Source organism: Streptomyces sp. NPDC005141 (assembly GCF_053599975.1).
On record NZ_JBSFYW010000003.1, the window covers coordinates 133918 to 149729 of the forward strand.

Annotated in this window: 11 protein-coding genes and 1 pseudogene; 8 read left to right on the top strand and 4 right to left on the bottom strand. The window is 71.5% G+C overall.

Going from position 1 to position 15812, the window contains the following annotated elements:
- Positions 1-81: 81 nt before the first annotated feature.
- Positions 82-1887, bottom strand: coding sequence for a 3-hydroxyacyl-CoA dehydrogenase family protein (locus tag ACWD68_RS03470; protein ID WP_451804793.1), 1806 nt, complete (start codon positions 1885-1887; stop codon positions 82-84).
- 455 nt (positions 1888-2342) lie between these two features.
- Between ACWD68_RS03470 and ACWD68_RS03475 the strand changes: the two genes are divergently transcribed.
- Positions 2343-2921 (top strand): adenylosuccinate lyase, encoded by a 579-nt coding sequence (locus ACWD68_RS03475; protein WP_451804794.1) that lies wholly within the window; start codon positions 2343-2345, stop codon positions 2919-2921.
- Between the two features lie 247 nt (positions 2922-3168).
- On the opposite strand, the gene ACWD68_RS03480 is transcribed toward ACWD68_RS03475, so the two are convergent.
- From ACWD68_RS03480 to ACWD68_RS03490, 3 genes are all read right to left on the bottom strand, one after another.
- Positions 3169-3705 carry an N-acetyltransferase family protein gene (locus ACWD68_RS03480; RefSeq protein ID WP_451804795.1) on the bottom strand — a complete coding sequence of 179 codons (537 nt, stop codon included), beginning with the start codon at positions 3703-3705 and terminating at the stop codon, positions 3169-3171.
- 128 nt (positions 3706-3833) lie between these two features.
- Positions 3834-5417 carry an alpha/beta hydrolase gene (locus ACWD68_RS03485; RefSeq protein WP_451804796.1) on the bottom strand — a complete coding sequence of 528 codons (1584 nt, stop codon included), beginning with the start codon at positions 5415-5417 and terminating at the stop codon, positions 3834-3836.
- 209 nt (positions 5418-5626) lie between these two features.
- Entirely contained in the window at positions 5627-6676 is a 1050-nt protein-coding gene (locus tag ACWD68_RS03490) for an Rv2578c family radical SAM protein (protein WP_451804797.1), read from the bottom strand.
- 183 nt (positions 6677-6859) lie between these two features.
- Here ACWD68_RS03490 and ACWD68_RS03495 point away from each other — a divergent pair, with 183 nt between their 5' ends.
- The 7 genes and pseudogenes from ACWD68_RS03495 (at position 6860) to ACWD68_RS03525 (ending at position 15709) form a co-directional block, all read left to right on the top strand.
- Positions 6860-7303 carry an SRPBCC family protein gene (locus ACWD68_RS03495; RefSeq protein ID WP_451804798.1) on the top strand — a complete coding sequence of 148 codons (444 nt, stop codon included), beginning with the start codon at positions 6860-6862 and terminating at the stop codon, positions 7301-7303.
- A gap of 407 nt (positions 7304-7710) precedes the next feature.
- Positions 7711-7974 (top strand): annotated as a pseudogene (locus tag ACWD68_RS03500) (carboxypeptidase-like regulatory domain-containing protein); the annotation flags it as partial.
- A gap of 194 nt (positions 7975-8168) precedes the next feature.
- On the top strand, positions 8169-10622 hold the full coding sequence (locus ACWD68_RS03505; protein WP_451804799.1) for a SpoIIE family protein phosphatase: 2454 nt from the start codon (positions 8169-8171) through the stop codon (positions 10620-10622).
- 171 nt (positions 10623-10793) lie between these two features.
- Positions 10794-11519: a class I SAM-dependent methyltransferase gene (locus ACWD68_RS03510; RefSeq protein ID WP_451804800.1), complete on the top strand. Its 726-nt coding sequence runs from the start codon at positions 10794-10796 to the stop codon at positions 11517-11519.
- 75 nt (positions 11520-11594) lie between these two features.
- Positions 11595-12428 (top strand): M55 family metallopeptidase, encoded by an 834-nt coding sequence (locus ACWD68_RS03515; RefSeq protein ID WP_451804801.1) that lies wholly within the window; start codon positions 11595-11597, stop codon positions 12426-12428.
- Positions 12421-13725 (top strand): M20/M25/M40 family metallo-hydrolase, encoded by a 1305-nt coding sequence (locus ACWD68_RS03520; RefSeq protein ID WP_451804802.1) that lies wholly within the window; start codon positions 12421-12423, stop codon positions 13723-13725. Before ACWD68_RS03515 ends, ACWD68_RS03520 begins: the two co-directional genes overlap by 8 nt.
- A gap of 10 nt (positions 13726-13735) precedes the next feature.
- Entirely contained in the window at positions 13736-15709 is a 1974-nt protein-coding gene (locus tag ACWD68_RS03525) for an LpqB family beta-propeller domain-containing protein (protein WP_451804803.1), read from the top strand.
- Positions 15710-15812 lie beyond the last annotated feature (103 nt).

Here is a 15812-nt window from a genome sequence, read left to right on the forward strand (position 1 = left end):
CCCGGGAAGGGCGGGGGGTTTCCGGCGGGGTCGAGCAGTCCGCCCCAGTCGGCGTCGGCCGCGAACCAGTCGCCCGGATGCTCAGCGGCGGGCATATTCGCGGAAGCCGCGGCCCGTCTTGCGGCCGAGGCAGCCCGCGGCCACCAGGTGCTCGAGGAGCGGCGCGGGGGCCAGGCCCGGGTCGCGGAACTCGCGGTGCAGGACCTTCTCGATGGCCAGCGAGACGTCGAGCCCGACCACGTCGAGGAGCTCGAAGGGGCCCATCGGGTAGCCGCCGCCCAGCTTCATCGCCGCGTCGATGTCGTCGAGCGAGGCGTAGTGCTCCTGCACCATCTTGATCGCGTTGTTCAGGTACGGGAACAGCAGAGCGTTCACGATGAATCCGGCGCGGTCACCGCAGTCCACCGGGTGCTTGCGGATCTTCGCGCAGACCTCGCGCACGGTGGCGTGCACGTCGTCCGCGGTCAGCACGGTCCGCACGACCTCGACGAGCTTCATCGCCGGGGCCGGGTTGAAGAAGTGCATGCCGATCACGTCCTGCGGGCGCGAGGTGGCGCGGGCGCAGGCGACGACGGGCAGCGAGGAGGTGGTGGTGGCCAGGATCGCGCCGGGCTTGCAGACCTTGTCGAACGTGCCGAACAGCTGCTGCTTGATCTCCAGGTCCTCGGCGACCGCCTCCAGGGCCAGATCGACCTCGGCGAAGTCGTCGTAGCTGCCGGTCGGCGTGATCAGCTCCAGGGTCCGCGCCGCCGCCTCGGCCGTCATCCGGCCCTTGTCGACGGAGCGCGACAGCGACTTGCCGATACGGGCCTTCGCGGTCTGCGCCTTCTCCTCGGTACGGGCCGCGAGGACGACCTCGTACCCGGCCTTCGCGAAGACCTCCGCGATACCGGACGCCATCGTGCCGGAGCCCGCGACACCGACCGAGCGGACGGTACGGCCCGCTGTCAGGGCGGCCCCTTCCAGCGGCGTCAGCGCGTCCCGCACGACGGCGTCGCTGCCCGGGGCCTCGTACGAGTAGAAGCCGCGGCCGGACTTGCGCCCCGTCAGGCCCGCCTCGCTGAGCTGCTTGAGGATGGGCGCGGGGGCGTGCAGCCGGTCGTGCGACTCGGAGTACATCGCCTCCAGGACGGTCCGCGCGGTGTCGACGCCGATCAGGTCGAGCAGCGCGAGCGGGCCCATGGGCAGCCCGCAGCCGAGCTTCATCGCCGCGTCGATGTCCTCGCGGGAGGCGTACTTCGCCTCGTACATCGCGGCCGCCTGGTTGAGGTAGCCGAAGAGCAGTCCGTCGGCGACGAAACCGGGGCGGTCGCCGACCGCCACGGGCTCCTTGCCGAGTTCGATCGCGAGGTCGGTGACCGTGGCGACGGCCCCCGGCGCGGTCAGCACCGAGGAGACGACCTCGACGAGCTTCATCGCGGGCGCCGGGTTGAAGAAGTGCAGGCCGAGCACGCGCTCGGGGTGAGCCGAGTCGGCGGCGAGGCGCGTCACGGACAGGGCGTTGGTACCCGTCGCGAGGATCGTTTCGGGTCGCACGATGGTGTCGAGAGCCCGGAAGACCTGCTGCTTGATGTCGTACGACTCCGGCGTCACCTCGATGACGAGGTCGGCGTCGGCGGCGGCCGCGAGGTCGGTGAAGGTGCGGAAGCGGGCGAGCGCGTCCGTGCGCTCCTGCTCGCTGAGGTGCTCGCGGCGCACGGCGCGGGCGGTGGAGGCTTCGAGGGTGGCCACGGCCTGGGCGGCCGCGGCTTCGCTGATGTCGATGCCGATCACGTCGCGGCCGGCCCGGGCCAGCACTTCGGCGATGCCGGTGCCCATGGTGCCGAGGCCGATGACGGCGACGGTCTTCAGGGGGGACAGAGGGGTGTCGGACAGGGGAGTGGCCATCGCGGGACTCCTGGAAGAGGGTGACGACTGAGGTGCGCACGCGGGTACGCCAACGGGCGCACACAGTGCGGAGGTTGCGGGTGTTGCCGGGCTGACGAGCGCACACGCCCGGTGCCGTCCCGGAGCGCCGTCGAACGGGCGCCCATGGGCGGTGAAGCCGACCGGCCCTGTCCCGGAGCCATGTCGTACTGCGGTACCTGAGGTACCGAACCGACTGCTCTCGCGGCGGCTGCGTCACCAGGCCGCCGTGAGTTGATGCGAGTGGGTAACTCGCTCGTCTGAGCTTAACCCGCCGGTAACGAGCGCGCCAGCCCCTGACTTTGTGATGTACGTCCCCGCACCTAGGCCCTGTCGTCAAATTCCCGTCGTCCGCCCGAAGGGCGGGCCGTGCATGGCGTCGCGGGGCAGACGGGAATTTGACGACAGGGCCTAGCGGGCTTGCCTAAGCTCGGCCCATGGACGAAGCGTTGCGATCACTCACGGAGCGTTTACGGACCGAGGCGGAGGCCTCGGTGGTGTACGAACGTCTTGCGGCGACCGAGGACACCGACGCGCTGGCAGTCGCGCTGACCGCGCCCGGACAGCCGCTCTGGGCTCTGGAGTTGGTCGCCTTCCGGCTCGGCACGGCGGGGGACCGGCGGGCCTTCGAGACTCTCGTCCTGCTCCTCAACCACCGCGATCCGCAGCGCTGCGCGTCCGCCGCCCAGGCCCTGGCTCGGCTCGGCGACCCGCGTACGGCCCGCGCCGCGGCGGCGCTCGCCACGAACGAACTGCGGGTCGCCTACGCGCTCCAGCCCGTACGGCTCCTGGTCGAACTGCGCGCCCCGGAAGCCGTACCCGCGCTGATCACCACCCTGGAACGCAGGCTCCGCCCGCACGACCCCTACCGCAAGGTCGCCCTCGCCTGCGCGGAAGGTCTGGGCATTCTGGGCGACGTCCGTGCGAGGGCGGTCCTGAACGAGGCCCTGGCACACCCGGCGCTCGCGGAAACGGCCGTCCGCGCTCTGGCCCGGCTGCCCAAGGGAGAGGTCTAGCCACCCGGGAATCCGGCTGCCCAAGGGAGAGGACTGGCCACCCGGGATCCAGCGGCCCAAGGGAGGGGTCTGGCCACCCGGGAATCCGGCTGCCTAAGGGAGAGGACTGGCCACCCGGGAATCCGGCTGCCCGGGGAGGAGGCCCAGGCGTACTCGCCCGTACGTCCGCTCGTGGCCTTCAGGGCGTGGGCGTGCGTGCCGGTGCCGGCCCGCGTGTCCCGGGTCCGTCAGCCCGGTCCGGCGTCGGTCAGTCCAGCCCGGCGTCGGTCAGTACGCGTGCGTAGCGCACCTCGGGCACGGCCACACCGTCCGCCTCGAAGGGCTCCTCGGCGCCGTCGGGGCCGAAGCCGGACCGCTCGTAGAAACGGCGGGCCGGGGTGTTCTCCTCGAGGACCCACAGCAGCATGCGCTCGTGTCCGGCCGCCGCGCCGCGGGCCGCCGACTCCCGCAGCAGCGCGCGCCCCACTCCCTGGCCGAACAGATCCGGATGCACGTAGATCGCGTACAACTCGACGTCCCTGGCCCCGACTTCACCGTCCCGGTACGGTCCGTGGCAGGCCCAGCCGAGCACCTCGCCGTTCCGCTCCGCGACCAGGTTCACGATGGTGCCGTCGCCCTGCTCGACGTTCCGGCGGCGGCGGGCCGCGTCCTCGGTCACGCTGAGCCGGTCCAGGTACGACTGCGGTATCAGGCCCTTGTACGCGCTCTGCCAGCCGCGCACACGGATCTCGGCCACGCGCGGACAGTCGTCCAGGGTCATCTCGCGGACCCGGAGCCCGCTCACGGGCCGACCGCCGCGAGGGCGGCGGGGGCGACCCTGTCGGGGGCGGACCTGCGCGTCGGCTCATCCATGGGTCCATGATGGGCCATGGGTCCGACAACGCCCCCGACGGGCCGTGGTTCAGGGGCGGCTCAGCCCCGGTAGCCGAGCAGTGCGTGCAGCGCCGCACCCCGTGAGGAGCCGGTCGCCGCCTTCGTGCTCAGCGGCTTCGGGTCGGGCAGTGCCGCGCACACCGCGTCGACCTCGCCGTCGCCGCGCGGCACCTTGCCGTCGGTCAGATACGTCGCCAGGTACTTGTCCAGGCAGGCGTTGCCGCTCAGCGTGATGCCGTGGTTCCCTCCGCCCTGCTCGACCACCAGGCTGGAGCCGCGCAGCTGGTGATGGACGGTGACGCCGCCCTCGTACGGGGTGGCGGCGTCGTTGGTCGCCTGGAAGAGGAGCGTCGGCGGCAGGTGGCGGTTGGAGATGTCCACCGGCCGGAGCGACTCCGTGGGCCAGAACGCGCACGGAGCGTTGTACCAGGCGTTGTTCCAGGCCATGAACGGCGCCTTGTCGTACACCGCCCAGTTGTCCTCGCGCCACTGGTGCCAGTCGCGCGGCCAGGACGCGTCACGGCACTGCACCGACGTGTAGATGCTGTAGCCGTTGTCGCCCGCGGCGTCGACGGCGGCGAAGTTGTCGTACGCCTCGACCAGCGGGTCCGAGTCCTTGCTGTTCACATAGGACGCGAACGCCTGGGCGAGGTAGGGCCAGTAGCCGTTGTAGTAGCCGCCGGGGATGAAGGTGTCCTCCAGCTCGGAGGCGCCCACCTTCTTCTGCGCGGGGTTCTTGGCGAGCGCCGCGCGCATCGCGTACCACTTGGCCTCGACCTTGGCCGGATCGGTGCCGAGCTTGTAGGCGGCGTTGTTCTTGGCGACCCAGGCCAGGAACGCCAGGTGACGGTCATTGAAGGCGTAGTCCTGGCTGAGGTTGTCGTCGTACCACACCCCGGTGGGGTCGACGATGGAGTCGAGGACGAGCCGGCGGACCCGGTTCGGGTAGAACTTGGCGTACACGGCCCCCAGGTAGGTGCCGTACGAGTAGCCGAAGTAGTTGATCTTCTTGGTGCCGAGAGCGGCGCGGATCGCGTCCATGTCCCGGACCGCGCTGCCCGTGTCGAGGTACGGCAGCAGGTCCGCGTACTTCGTGCCGCACGCCTTGGCGAAGGCCTTGGCGCGGACGAGGTTGGCCCTCTCGATGGCCCGGGTGCTCGGCACGGAGTCCGGACGGACGGGCTTGAAATGCCCCGGTTCGCAGTCCAGTGAGGGCTTGCTCTTGCCGACGCCTCGCGGGTCGAAGCCGATGACGTCGTACTGCGCCGCCACGGCCTTGGGCAGCGAGGAGGCGACGAATCCGGCCAGCGTGAGCCCGCTGCCGCCGGGGCCGCCCGGGTTCACCAGTAGCGGTCCCTGGTACTTCTTCGCGGTGTGCGGGACGCGGGACAGGGCGATGCTGATCCGCTGGCTGTAGGGGTTCGCGTGGTCCAGCGGCACCTTCAGGGACGCGCATTGGAGCGTCGGATAGTTGCTGGTACCGCACTTCTTCCAGCTGAGCTTCGCGGTCCGGGTGGTGCGCGGTGAGGTCGCGGAGCCGGCGCTCGCGTCGGCGGGGATCGACGTGATCATCCCGGCCAGCACGGCGGCCGCTCCGCACAGAGCAGCTGCGCGTTTCTTCACAAGGCCTCCCAGGACGGAGGATTTTGAGCCGTGCACGCCACGGCCTTCGCCGTATCGTCCCGGAAGGGGGCCCCGGAGGAACGCGTTCTGGCAAGACTCGACCCGATTGGATCGCGGGATGCGCTCGGATGCCGCTCGAAGCGCTCTCGGGAGGCGTCAGGGGACGGACGGCATCGCAAGGGTCGGCGGCAAGCCGCCGTGACTGCCCGTCAGAGCAGCGTCAGCTGAGTCGGCCCGGGCGCCGGCGGAGCCGTGGGCACGGCCGGCTCGGGGGCGGTGATCCGGCGCGCCGTTCCCGCGCGCGTGGGACCGATGCCGTACTCCTGTGCCAGCTCGTGGACCTGGCGGGTGATCCGGCGCTGGTACCACTTCGGGGCGTAGGCGCCCTCCGCGTACAGCCGCCGGTAGCGCGGTACGAGGTGGGGGTGGTGGTGCTCCAGCCAGGCCATGAACCACTCGCGGGCGCCGGGCCGCAGATGCAGGACCAGCGGGGTCACCGAGGTGGCTCCGGAGGCCGCGACGGCCCGTACGGTGGCGCGCAGTTGGGCGGGGTGGTCGCCCAGGAAGGGGATCACGGGGGCCATCAGGACGCCGCAGCCGATGCCGTGGTCCGTCAGTGTGCGCACGGCGTCCAGGCGGCGCTCGGGGGCCGGTGTGCCCGGCTCGACGGTGCGCCAGAGCTCTGTGTCCGTGAAGCCCACGGAGACCGAGATCCCGACGTCGGTGACCTCGGACGCCTGTTTCAGGAGGTCGAGGTCGCGCAGGATGAGCGTGCCCTTCGTCAGGATCGAGAAGGGGTTCGCGTGGTCGCGCAGGGCCGCGATGATGCCCGGCATGAGCGCGTACCGGCCCTCCGCGCGCTGATAGCAGTCGACGTTGGTGCCCATCGCGATGTGCTCCCCGTGCCAGCGGCGCGAGGCGAGCTGGCGGCGCAGCAGCTCCGGCGCGTTGACCTTCACCACGATCTGCGAGTCGAAGTCGAGTCCGGTGTCGAGGTCCAGATAGCTGTGCGTCTTGCGGGCGAAACAGTAGACGCACGCGTGTGTGCAGCCGCGATAGGGGTTGACCGTCCACTCGAACGGCATGCGGGAGGCCCCCGGCACCCGGTTCACGATCGACCGCGCCCGGATCTCGTGGAACGTGATCCCGCGGAACTCCGGAGTGTCGAACGTCCGTGTGGTCACCGCGTCCGCTCCGAACAGCGCGGCGTCCCGGGCGGGGTCCCCGGCGGGGACCGCTGTCAGGTTCTCCCAGCGCATGGCGCCTCCTAGGTAGCACTGGACAGAGAATAGAACACATGTTCCCTTGATCGTGCGACCCGGTTTCCCGTGGCGTCCCGCCGGTGCCGCCCTCACCGGCGGGCACCCCGATTTGGGCGGCCGGGGCGCCGGGTGGTTGGCTGACCGCACACCCCCGAGGAACCAAGTGCTGGAGGAAGTGCCATGGCGCAGGTCGAGGCCACGACGGAACGGGTCATCGCGGCGGACGCGGAGGCGGTGTTCGACGCCCTGGCCGACTACAACGGCACGCGCGCGAAGGTGCTGCCCGAGCACTTCAGCGAGTACGAGGTGCGCGAGGGCGGCGACGGCGAGGGCACCCTCGTCCACTGGAAGCTCCAGGCCACCAGCAAGCGCATCCGCGACTGCCTGCTCGAGGTGAGCGAGCCCACCGACGGCGAGCTCGTCGAGAAGGACCGCAACTCCTCCATGGTCACCACGTGGCGAGTGACCCCGGCCGGCGAGGGGAAGTCGCGCGTCGTCGTCACCAGCGTCTGGAACGGCGCGGGCGGCGTCGGCGGCTTCTTCGAGCGGACCTTCGCGCCCAAGGGGCTCGGCCGCATCTACGACGCGCTGCTCGCCAACCTCGCGATGGAGACCGAGAAGTAGCTCCGCAGGCCGAGAGGTGACCGTCGCGGGCCGGGTGGCGGGCCCGGAAGGCGTCCGCCAAGAGGCCTTCCCTGAAGGCGTGTTGCGCTCTCACCGTTTCGAGTGGATCTCCCTGTCGCGCGACAGGACGCCGTAACTCGTCGTGCTTGCTCGCAGTTGTCGCGATTAGCGGGAATTGTGCGGTGGGCGCGACGAGGGGGGCGTTACGTGGGTCTACATCAATGTGCCCTTCGGCCTGCTCACGCTGGCCGTCGTCACCGTCGCACTGAAACTGCCGAAGCCCGTCGTCAGGGGGCGGGTCGACATCCTCGGAGTGCTGCTCCTCGCCACCGCGTCGACGTGCCTGATCCTGCTGACCAGTTGGGGAGGCACCGAGTACGCGTGGGGCTCACGGGTCGTCCTGGGGCCTCGCCGGTGGCGCCGTGCTGCGCGGCACCGTCCGGGCGGGCGGCGGACCACCCGTCGAGGACGCGCGCGTGACGCTCCTGGACGCCGCCGGCAATGTGGTGGACACCCTCACCACCGGCGCTGACGGAACGTTCCGGTTCGTCGATCTGGCGTCCGGCGAGTACACCGTCATCGCGGCGGGCTATCCGCCGGTGGCCACCGTGCTCCAGGTCGCGGGCGGCGGCCGGACGGAACGGGACCTGGAGCTGGGGCACGAGGACTGACACAAGGTCAGGCACCAGCCGGGTGTGCGGGCCGCGAGGCCCGGAGCCACCGGGCGCCGAGGGGCGCGCCGCGCGCCGGAGCCGCCCCCGCGGAGGTCAATTCCCCTATTGCCGCACATCGCGACAGGCCGGCGCCGTACGGTAGTGGTGGCGGCACAGATCTTGCGGAGCCGTGGGGAGAGAGGGCCTGGGCCATGGACCGTGGCACCGAAGCCGGCGCAGCTCCCGGCCGCGGAACCGGCAACGGCGCGGCGGAGCACGCCGCCGCCGGTCGTATCCCGCTGGCCGTGGTGGTCGTGGACCGAGACGGGCTCGTCTCTCACTGGAGCAGCGGCGCGAGGCGCCTGTTCGGCGCGCCCAAGGAGGAAGCGCTGGGACGCCCCGTCGCCGACCTGCTCCCCGTCTCCGGCACGCTTCCCGAGGACGCGGACGCGGCCCCCTTCGGGAGTTACGCGGCCTACGACGGTCTCGGACCCGGCCTGGAGTCTTCCCTGGACGGGCGGCTCTCCTACCCGGCCACCGGCCGCGCCCGGCTCACCGCCGCGGGTCCCGAGCGGATCGACGTCCTGTGGTGGGCCTACCCGCTGGTGGGCCCCGGCCGGGAGCGGCTGCTCGTGCTCGCCGCCGACGCCGCCGCCATGCGCCACGAGGACGACGACGTCTCCTTCGAGCGCATCGCCCCCGGCTTCGCGCTGCACACCGACTTCCCCGGCGCCGAGGAGCTGGCCCGCCGGCTCCCCGAGATCCTGCCCAGCATGAGTGTCGGTGAGAGCGCCCGCATCGTCTCGCAGGTTCTGGAACTGGGCTATCCCGTCCTGGAGTTCAGCCAGAACGACCGGGTGCCCGTCACTCCCGACTGGGGTGTGCCGCGGCGTGCCGAACGCAAGGCACGCCGTGAGCGGGCGGCCCGGGCGGCGGCCGCCGGCGTGCCCGTGACGCGGGACGTCCCGGACGAGGTCGAGGACCTCGAGTACGTCGCTGTGCGCGAACGCCTGGAGTTCCTGAACGAGGTCAGCGGGGGCATCGGAACCTCCCTCGACCTGTCGCAGACCATCCTGGAGGTCAGCCGGGCCGTCGTGCCGCGCTTCACGGATGTGGCGGGCACCTACCTGCGCGAGCAGGTCGTCGCCGGTGAGGGCTTCCCCGACGGCGTGCCGGACACCACCACCATGTGGCACCGGGTCGCCCTGGAGCACACGGACGAGCCGGGGCGCTGGGACGACGTCGTGCCGGTCGGCGAGGCCATGCCCTTCCCTGCGCACACGCCGTTCTTCCAGTGCATGACCACCGGTGAACCCGTCCTCGTGCCGCGTATCAGCGAGCAGATGGGCCACATGATCGCCGCGCAGTTCGAGAAGCGCGACATCCGGCCGCTCATCACCCACCGCTCCATGCTGGTCGTGCCGCTGAAGGCCCGCAACGTGGTGCTCGGGTTCATGATCCTGCTGCGTCACCCGGAGCGCGTCGAGTTCAACGACATGGACCGCGTCACCGGCGCCGAACTGGCCGCCCGTGCCGGGCTGGTGCTGGACAACGCGCGTATGTACACCTACCAGGAGAGCGTCGCCGAGACCCTCCAGGACAGCATGCTGCCGACCATCGCGCCCCGCATGGCCGGCTGCGACATCGCCACCCGCTATCTGCCGGGCACGCTGCTCGGACGGGTCGGCGGCGACTGGTTCGACTCGGTGAAGCTGCCCGGCTCGCGCACCGCCCTGGTCGTCGGCGACGTCATGGGTCACGGTCTCAACTCGGCGGCGATGATGGGCCAGTTGCGCACCGCCGTACAGACGATGGCCGCGCTCGACCTGCCGCCCGCCCAGCTCCTGCGCAACCTCGACGACCTCGCCCAGCGTCTCGGCGACAACTATCTCGCGACCTGCCTGTACGCCGTCTACGACCCGATCGCCTGCGAGCTGCACATCGCCAACGCGGGCCACATCCCGCCGGTCCTGGTCCGCGCCGAGGACGGCCGCAGCGAGTTGCTCGAACTGCCGACCGGCGCGCCGATCGGGGTCGGCGGAGTCCCCTTCGAGGCGGTCCGTGTGCCGGTGGCGTCCGGCGACCGGCTGGTGATGTGCACCGACGGGCTCGTCGAGGTGCGGGGCGAGGACATCGGTGTCGGCCTCGCCACGCTCTGCGAGTCCGCCGCCCATCCGGCGGCCTCCATGGACCAGGCCTGCGACACCATCATCCGCGCGCTCAACACCCGCGGCGGGCGCAAGGACGATGTCGCGCTGCTGATGGCCCGGCTCAACGGAATCGAACCCGAGGACGTCGCCGTATGGCGCCTCGCGCTCGACCCGATCGAGGCCGGCCGGGCGCGTGCCGTGGTCCGCGAGCAGCTGCACGTGTGGGGTCTGACGGGTCTCGCCGACAACGCCGAACTGATGGTCGGCGAGCTCGTCACCAATGCCGTACGACACGCGCACAGCCGCCGGATCGAGCTGCGGCTCGTTCGCGGCGAGACCCTGCTGTGCGAGGTGGACGACGACGACCAGACGCTCCCGATACTGCTCAGCGCGGGTCCCGGTGACGAGTTCGGACGCGGTCTGCGACTCGTCAGCGCGCTGTCCCGTGAGTGGGGCGCCAGCCGGACCGGTGCGGGCAAGACCGTGTGGTTCGAACTGACACTCCCGCGCAGCTGATCCGTTCGCGTGACGTCCGCGCGGCATGAGGCGGCTCGGCGTGCGAGGGGGTACGGGGTTCGAATGAGCGGTGAAGGAATGCGCTGTCGGCTTGTCGCCGCGCGCCGGGCGCGATAGACCGATCAGGCCCGCCAGGTCCCGGCGGGCGCGGTCGCGACCCCGGGAGCGGGCATGAGCGTGAGCAGTCGGTACAGGAGAGCCTGGGAGGGCTTCTGGCGCGAGGCACCCGGGGAGCAGGGCGCGGTCTTCTGGGACGCGGAGCCCGCGCTCACGGTCGGGGTCCATCTCGGCCTCTTCGAACCGCACTTGGCGGCCCGCGACCTGCCCTTCGTGGACCTCGGCTGCGGCAACGGCACCCAGACCCGCTTCCTCGCCGACCGCTTCCCGCAGGTCGTCGGCACCGACCTCGCGCCCGCCGCGCTCGACCACGCCCGCGACGCCGACCCGGCGGGCCGGGCCCGGTACCGGCTGCTCGACGCGGCGGACAAGACCGAGGCCGAGGCACTGCACGCGGAGCTCGGCGACGCCAACGTCTATATGCGGGGTGTGCTCCACCAGGCCGAGCCGGACGACCGGCAGCCGCTGGCGGACGGTCTGGCCACTCTGGCGGGGGAGCGCGGCCGGGTCTTCCTGGTCGAGCTCGCCGAGGCCGCAGGCGCACTCCTGCGGGGACTGGCCCAGAGCCCGGACGGCCCTCCGGCCAAGCTGGCCCCGGTGTTCCGGCACGGCATCGCCCCGGGCGAGGTCGCGGACGCGGCGGTCCCCGAGTACCTGCGCACGGCGGGCCTCACGGTCCTCGCGAGCGGCGATCTCCCGCTCGTCACGACCGAGCACCTGCCCGACGGCACACGCATCGAACTTCCGTCGAAATGGCTGGTGGCGGGCCGCGCCGGGTGACACCAGTGGTCTGGACCGGTGAGAGTTGTCCACAGGCTCTGCCGGGTCCGGGCCGAAGCGCGTACGGTTTCCGGCATGAAGATCCTCATCAGCGCCGACATGGAAGGCGCCACGGGTGTGACCTGGCCGGCCGACGTGCTGCCGGGGACTCCGCAGTGGGAGCGGTGCCGCGCGATGTTCACCTCGGACGTGAACGCCGCGGTGCTCGGCTTCTTCGACGGCGGCGCCGACGAGGTGCTGATCAACGAAGCCCACTGGACCATGCGGAACCTGCTGCTGGAGAGGCTCGACGAGAGAGCGGAGATGCTCACAGGACGGCACAAGTCGCTCTCCATGGTCGAGGGCGTGCAGCACGACGACGTGGACGGCATCGCGTTCGTCGGCTATCACGCGGGTGCGGGTATGGAGGGCGTCCTCGCGCACACCTATCTCGCGAACTCCATCACCGGGGTGTGGATCAACGACGCGCGGGCCAGCGAGGGCCTGCTCAACGCCCACGTCGTCGCCGAGTACGGCGTGCCGGTCGTGCTGGTCACCGGCGACGACGTGGCGTGCGAGGACGCCCTCGGGTACGCGCCCGAGGCGCTGAAGGTCGCCGTGAAGGACCACGTCTCGCGGTACGCGGCCGTCTGCCGTACACCGGCCAGGACCGCCGCGGACATCCGGGCCGCGGCCAGGGAGGCGGCGGCGCTCGCGGTGCGGCACGAGCCGGTCGTCGCCGGCCCGTTCACCGTCGCTCTGGAGTTCGATGCCGAGCATCTGGCGATGGCCGCCACGGTGGTGCCGGGTGTCGGCCGTGTCGGCGAGCGGAAGATCGCGTACACCAGCGACACCATGTACGAGGGGATTCGGACCTTCAAGGCGGTCACCACGATCGTCTCGGCCGCGGTGGAGGAGCAGTATGGCTGACGCACGGGCACTCGACGAGGTCGTTCGGTTCACCTCCGACCTCATCCGGATCGACACCACCAACCGGGGCGGCGGAGACTGCCAGGAGCGCCCGGCCGCCGAGTACGCCGCCGCGCGGCTGGCCGAGGCGGGCCTCGAACCCACACTCCTGGAGCGCACCAGGGGACGTACGAACGTCGTCGCCCGCATCGAGGGCACCGACCCGTCCGCCGACGCGCTGCTCGTCCACGGTCATCTGGACGTGGTGCCCGCGCAGGCGGAGGACTGGAGCGTCCACCCGTTCTCCGGGGAGATCCGCGACGGCGTCGTCTGGGGACGGGGCGCGGTCGACATGAAGAACATGGACGCGATGATCCTCGCCGTCGTCCGAGCCTGGGCTCGCGAGGGCGTGCGGCCCCGGCGTGACCTGGTGATCGCCTTCACCGCCGACGAGGAGGCCAGTGCCGAGGACGGCTCGGGCTTCCTCGCCGACGAGCACCCCGGACTCTTCGAGGGCTGCACCGAGGGCATCAGCGAGTCGGGGGCGTTCACCTTCCACGACGGCAGTGGCCGGCAGCTGTATCCGATCGCCGCGGGCGAGCGCGGCACCGGCTGGCTCAAGCTCACCGCCCGGGGCAGGGCGGGCCACGGCTCCAAGGTGAACCGGAGCAACGCGGTGACCCGTCTCGCCGCCGCGATCACCCGCATCGGCGCCCACGAGTGGCCGCTGCGCATCACCCCGACCGTGCGGGCCGCCCTGACCGAACTCGCCGCCCTGTACGGCGTGGACAGCGGCCTGGACGACGTGGACGCCCTCCTGCGAAAGCTCGGCCCGGCCGCCGCGCTCGTCGAGCCGACGGTCCGCAACAGCGCCAACCCGACCATGCTGAGCGCCGGTTACAAGGTCAACGTGATTCCGGGAGAGGCCGTCGCGTACGTGGACGGCCGCTATCTGCCCGGCGGCGAGGACGAGTTCCGCACGACGATGGACCGGCTCACCGGGCCCGACGTGGAGTGGGAGTTCCACCACCACGAGGTGGCCCTCGAGGCGCCCCTGGACTCGCCGACGTACGCGCGGATGCGGGCGGCCGTGGAGGAGTTCGCACCCGAGGGCCATGTGGTCCCGTACTGCATGTCGGGCGGCACGGACGCCAAGCAGTTCTCCCGCCTCGGCATCACCGGATACGGCTTCGCACCGCTGAAGCTCCCGGAGGGCTTCGACTACCAGGCACTGTTCCACGGAGTCGACGAGCGCGTACCGGTCGAGGCGCTCCACTTCGGCGTCCGCGTTCTCGACCGCTTTCTGCGCACGGCCTAGGGGGGACGAGATGCAGACCCTGTCATACGGTTCATGGCCCTCGCCGATCGACGCGGCGCTGGCCGCGGCGCACGACGGGCATCCCGAGTTCGTCGGTTTCGTCGGCGACGAGGCCTGGTGGACCGAACCGCGGCCGACCGAAGGAGGACGGCGCACCCTGGTCCGGCGGAAGGGGGACGGCACCGAGCAACCGGTGCTCCCGGCCCCTTGGAACGTGCGCAGTCGCGTGATCGAGTACGGCGGTCACCCCTGGGCGGGAGTCATGCGCCCCGAAGGCCCGCTGTTCGTGTTCGTGAACTTCGCCGACCAGCGCCTCTACCGCTGTGAACCCGGCGGTGAACCGCTTCCGTTGACTCCCCTGTCGCCGGTGGGAGACGGACTGCGCTGGGTGGACCCGCAGATGCGGGTGGAGCGGGGCGAAGTGTGGTGCGTCATGGAGGAGTTCACCGGAAGCGGACCCACCGACGTACGCCGGGCCGTCGTCGCGGTGCCGTTGGACGGATCGGCGGCATACGACCGGGACGCCGTGCGGGAACTGTCCGACGGGCGGCACCGGTTCGTCACCGGACCCCGGCTCTCGCCCGACGGCCGGCAGGCGGCCTGGCTCGCCTGGGACCACCCGCGGATGCCGTGGGACGGCACCGAGGTGATCCTCGCGGACGTCACCGAGGACGGCGCCCTCTCCGACCCGCGGCCCGTCGCGGGAGGCCCGGAGGAGTCCGTCGTCCAGGCCGACTGGGCGGCCGACGGAACCCTGCTCTACGTCAGCGACCGCACCGGCTGGTGGAATCTCCACCGTCTCGGCGCGGACGGCGAGGCGATCGCCGTCTGTCCGCGTGAGGAGGAGTTCGGCGGCCCCCCCTGGAAGGTCGGATACCGCTGGTTCGCGCCCCTGGAGACCGGCCTGGTCGCCGTCGTGCACGGACGGGGCGCCACCGCGCTCGGGATACTCGACCCGGAGACCGGCGAGCTCGTCGACACGGCCGGCCCCTGGACCGAGTTCGCGCCGACGCTCGCGGTGCACGGCAGCAGGGTCGTGGGTGTCGGAGCCAGCCCCCGCAGCGCCCACGAGGTCGTCGAGCTGGACGCCAGCACCGGGCGGGCCCGGGTGATCGGCGCGGCGCACGACGACCCGGTCGACCCGGCGTACTACCCGGAGCCCCAGATCCGCGCCTTCACCGGCCCCGACGGACGCGAGATCCACGCGCACGTCTACCCGCCGCACCACCCCGACCACGTCGCGCGCGGCGACGAACTCCCGCCGTACGTCGTATGGGTGCACGGCGGCCCCACCGGCCGATCGCCCCTCGTTCTCGACCTGGAGATCGCCTACTTCACCTCGCGCGGCATCGGCGTGGCCGAGGTCAACTACGGCGGATCGAGCGGCCACGGACGGGAGTACCGCAACCGGCTGCGCGAACAGTGGGGTGTCGTCGACGTCGAGGACTGCGCGGCCGTGGCCCTCGCGCTCGCCGACGAGGGCACCGCCGACCGGCGCCGGCTCGCGATCCGGGGCGGCAGCGCGGGCGGCTGGACCACCGCCGCCTCGCTGGCCGTCACCGACGTCTACGCCTGCGGCACGATCCTCTATCCCGTCCTCGACCTCAGCGAATGGGCCTCGGGCGAGACCCACGACTTCGAGTCGCAGTACCTGGAGTCGCTGGTCGGCCCGATCGCCGAGGTGCCGGGCCGGTATCTGGAGCGGTCGCCCTCCGCGCACGCCGACGGAATCACCGCGCCCTTCCTGCTGCTCCAGGGACTCGACGACGCCGTCTGCCCGCCCGTGCAGTGCGAACGCTTCCTGGCCGTGCTGGCGGAGCAGGACCGCCAGGTCCCGCACGCCTACATCGCCTTCGAGGGGGAGGGACACGGCTTCCGGCGCGCCGAGACGATGGTGCGGGCCCTGGAGTCCGAACTCTCCCTGTACGCGCAGGTCTTCGGACTGAACCCGCCGGGGATTCCGAAGCTGGAGCTGTCCAAATGAAGCCGCCACCCGCCGGCGAACGGACCGGGCGGAGTCCTTCACGAGCCGGGGCGCCACACGAGAGCGACCGGGAGAACCACCAGGAACTGGAGCAGTACGCGTG

Excerpts from the sequence above, each read along its gene's own strand:
- ACWD68_RS03510 (WP_451804800.1), top strand. The coding sequence starts at position 10,794 with ATGAGCGTGAGCAGTCGGTACAGGAGAGCCTGGGAGGGCTTCTGGCGC.
- ACWD68_RS03525 (WP_451804803.1), top strand. The coding sequence starts at position 13,736 with ATGCAGACCCTGTCATACGGTTCATGGCCCTCGCCGATCGACGCGGCG.
- ACWD68_RS03470 (WP_451804793.1), bottom strand. The coding sequence starts at position 1,887 with ATGGCCACTCCCCTGTCCGACACCCCTCTGTCCCCCCTGAAGACCGTC.
- ACWD68_RS03475 (WP_451804794.1), top strand. The coding sequence starts at position 2,343 with ATGGACGAAGCGTTGCGATCACTCACGGAGCGTTTACGGACCGAGGCG.
- ACWD68_RS03515 (WP_451804801.1), top strand. The coding sequence starts at position 11,595 with ATGAAGATCCTCATCAGCGCCGACATGGAAGGCGCCACGGGTGTGACC.
- ACWD68_RS03520 (WP_451804802.1), top strand. The coding sequence starts at position 12,421 with ATGGCTGACGCACGGGCACTCGACGAGGTCGTTCGGTTCACCTCCGAC.
- ACWD68_RS03505 (WP_451804799.1), top strand. The coding sequence starts at position 8,169 with ATGGACCGTGGCACCGAAGCCGGCGCAGCTCCCGGCCGCGGAACCGGC.
- ACWD68_RS03495 (WP_451804798.1), top strand. The coding sequence starts at position 6,860 with ATGGCGCAGGTCGAGGCCACGACGGAACGGGTCATCGCGGCGGACGCG.
- ACWD68_RS03490 (WP_451804797.1), bottom strand. The coding sequence starts at position 6,676 with ATGCGCTGGGAGAACCTGACAGCGGTCCCCGCCGGGGACCCCGCCCGG.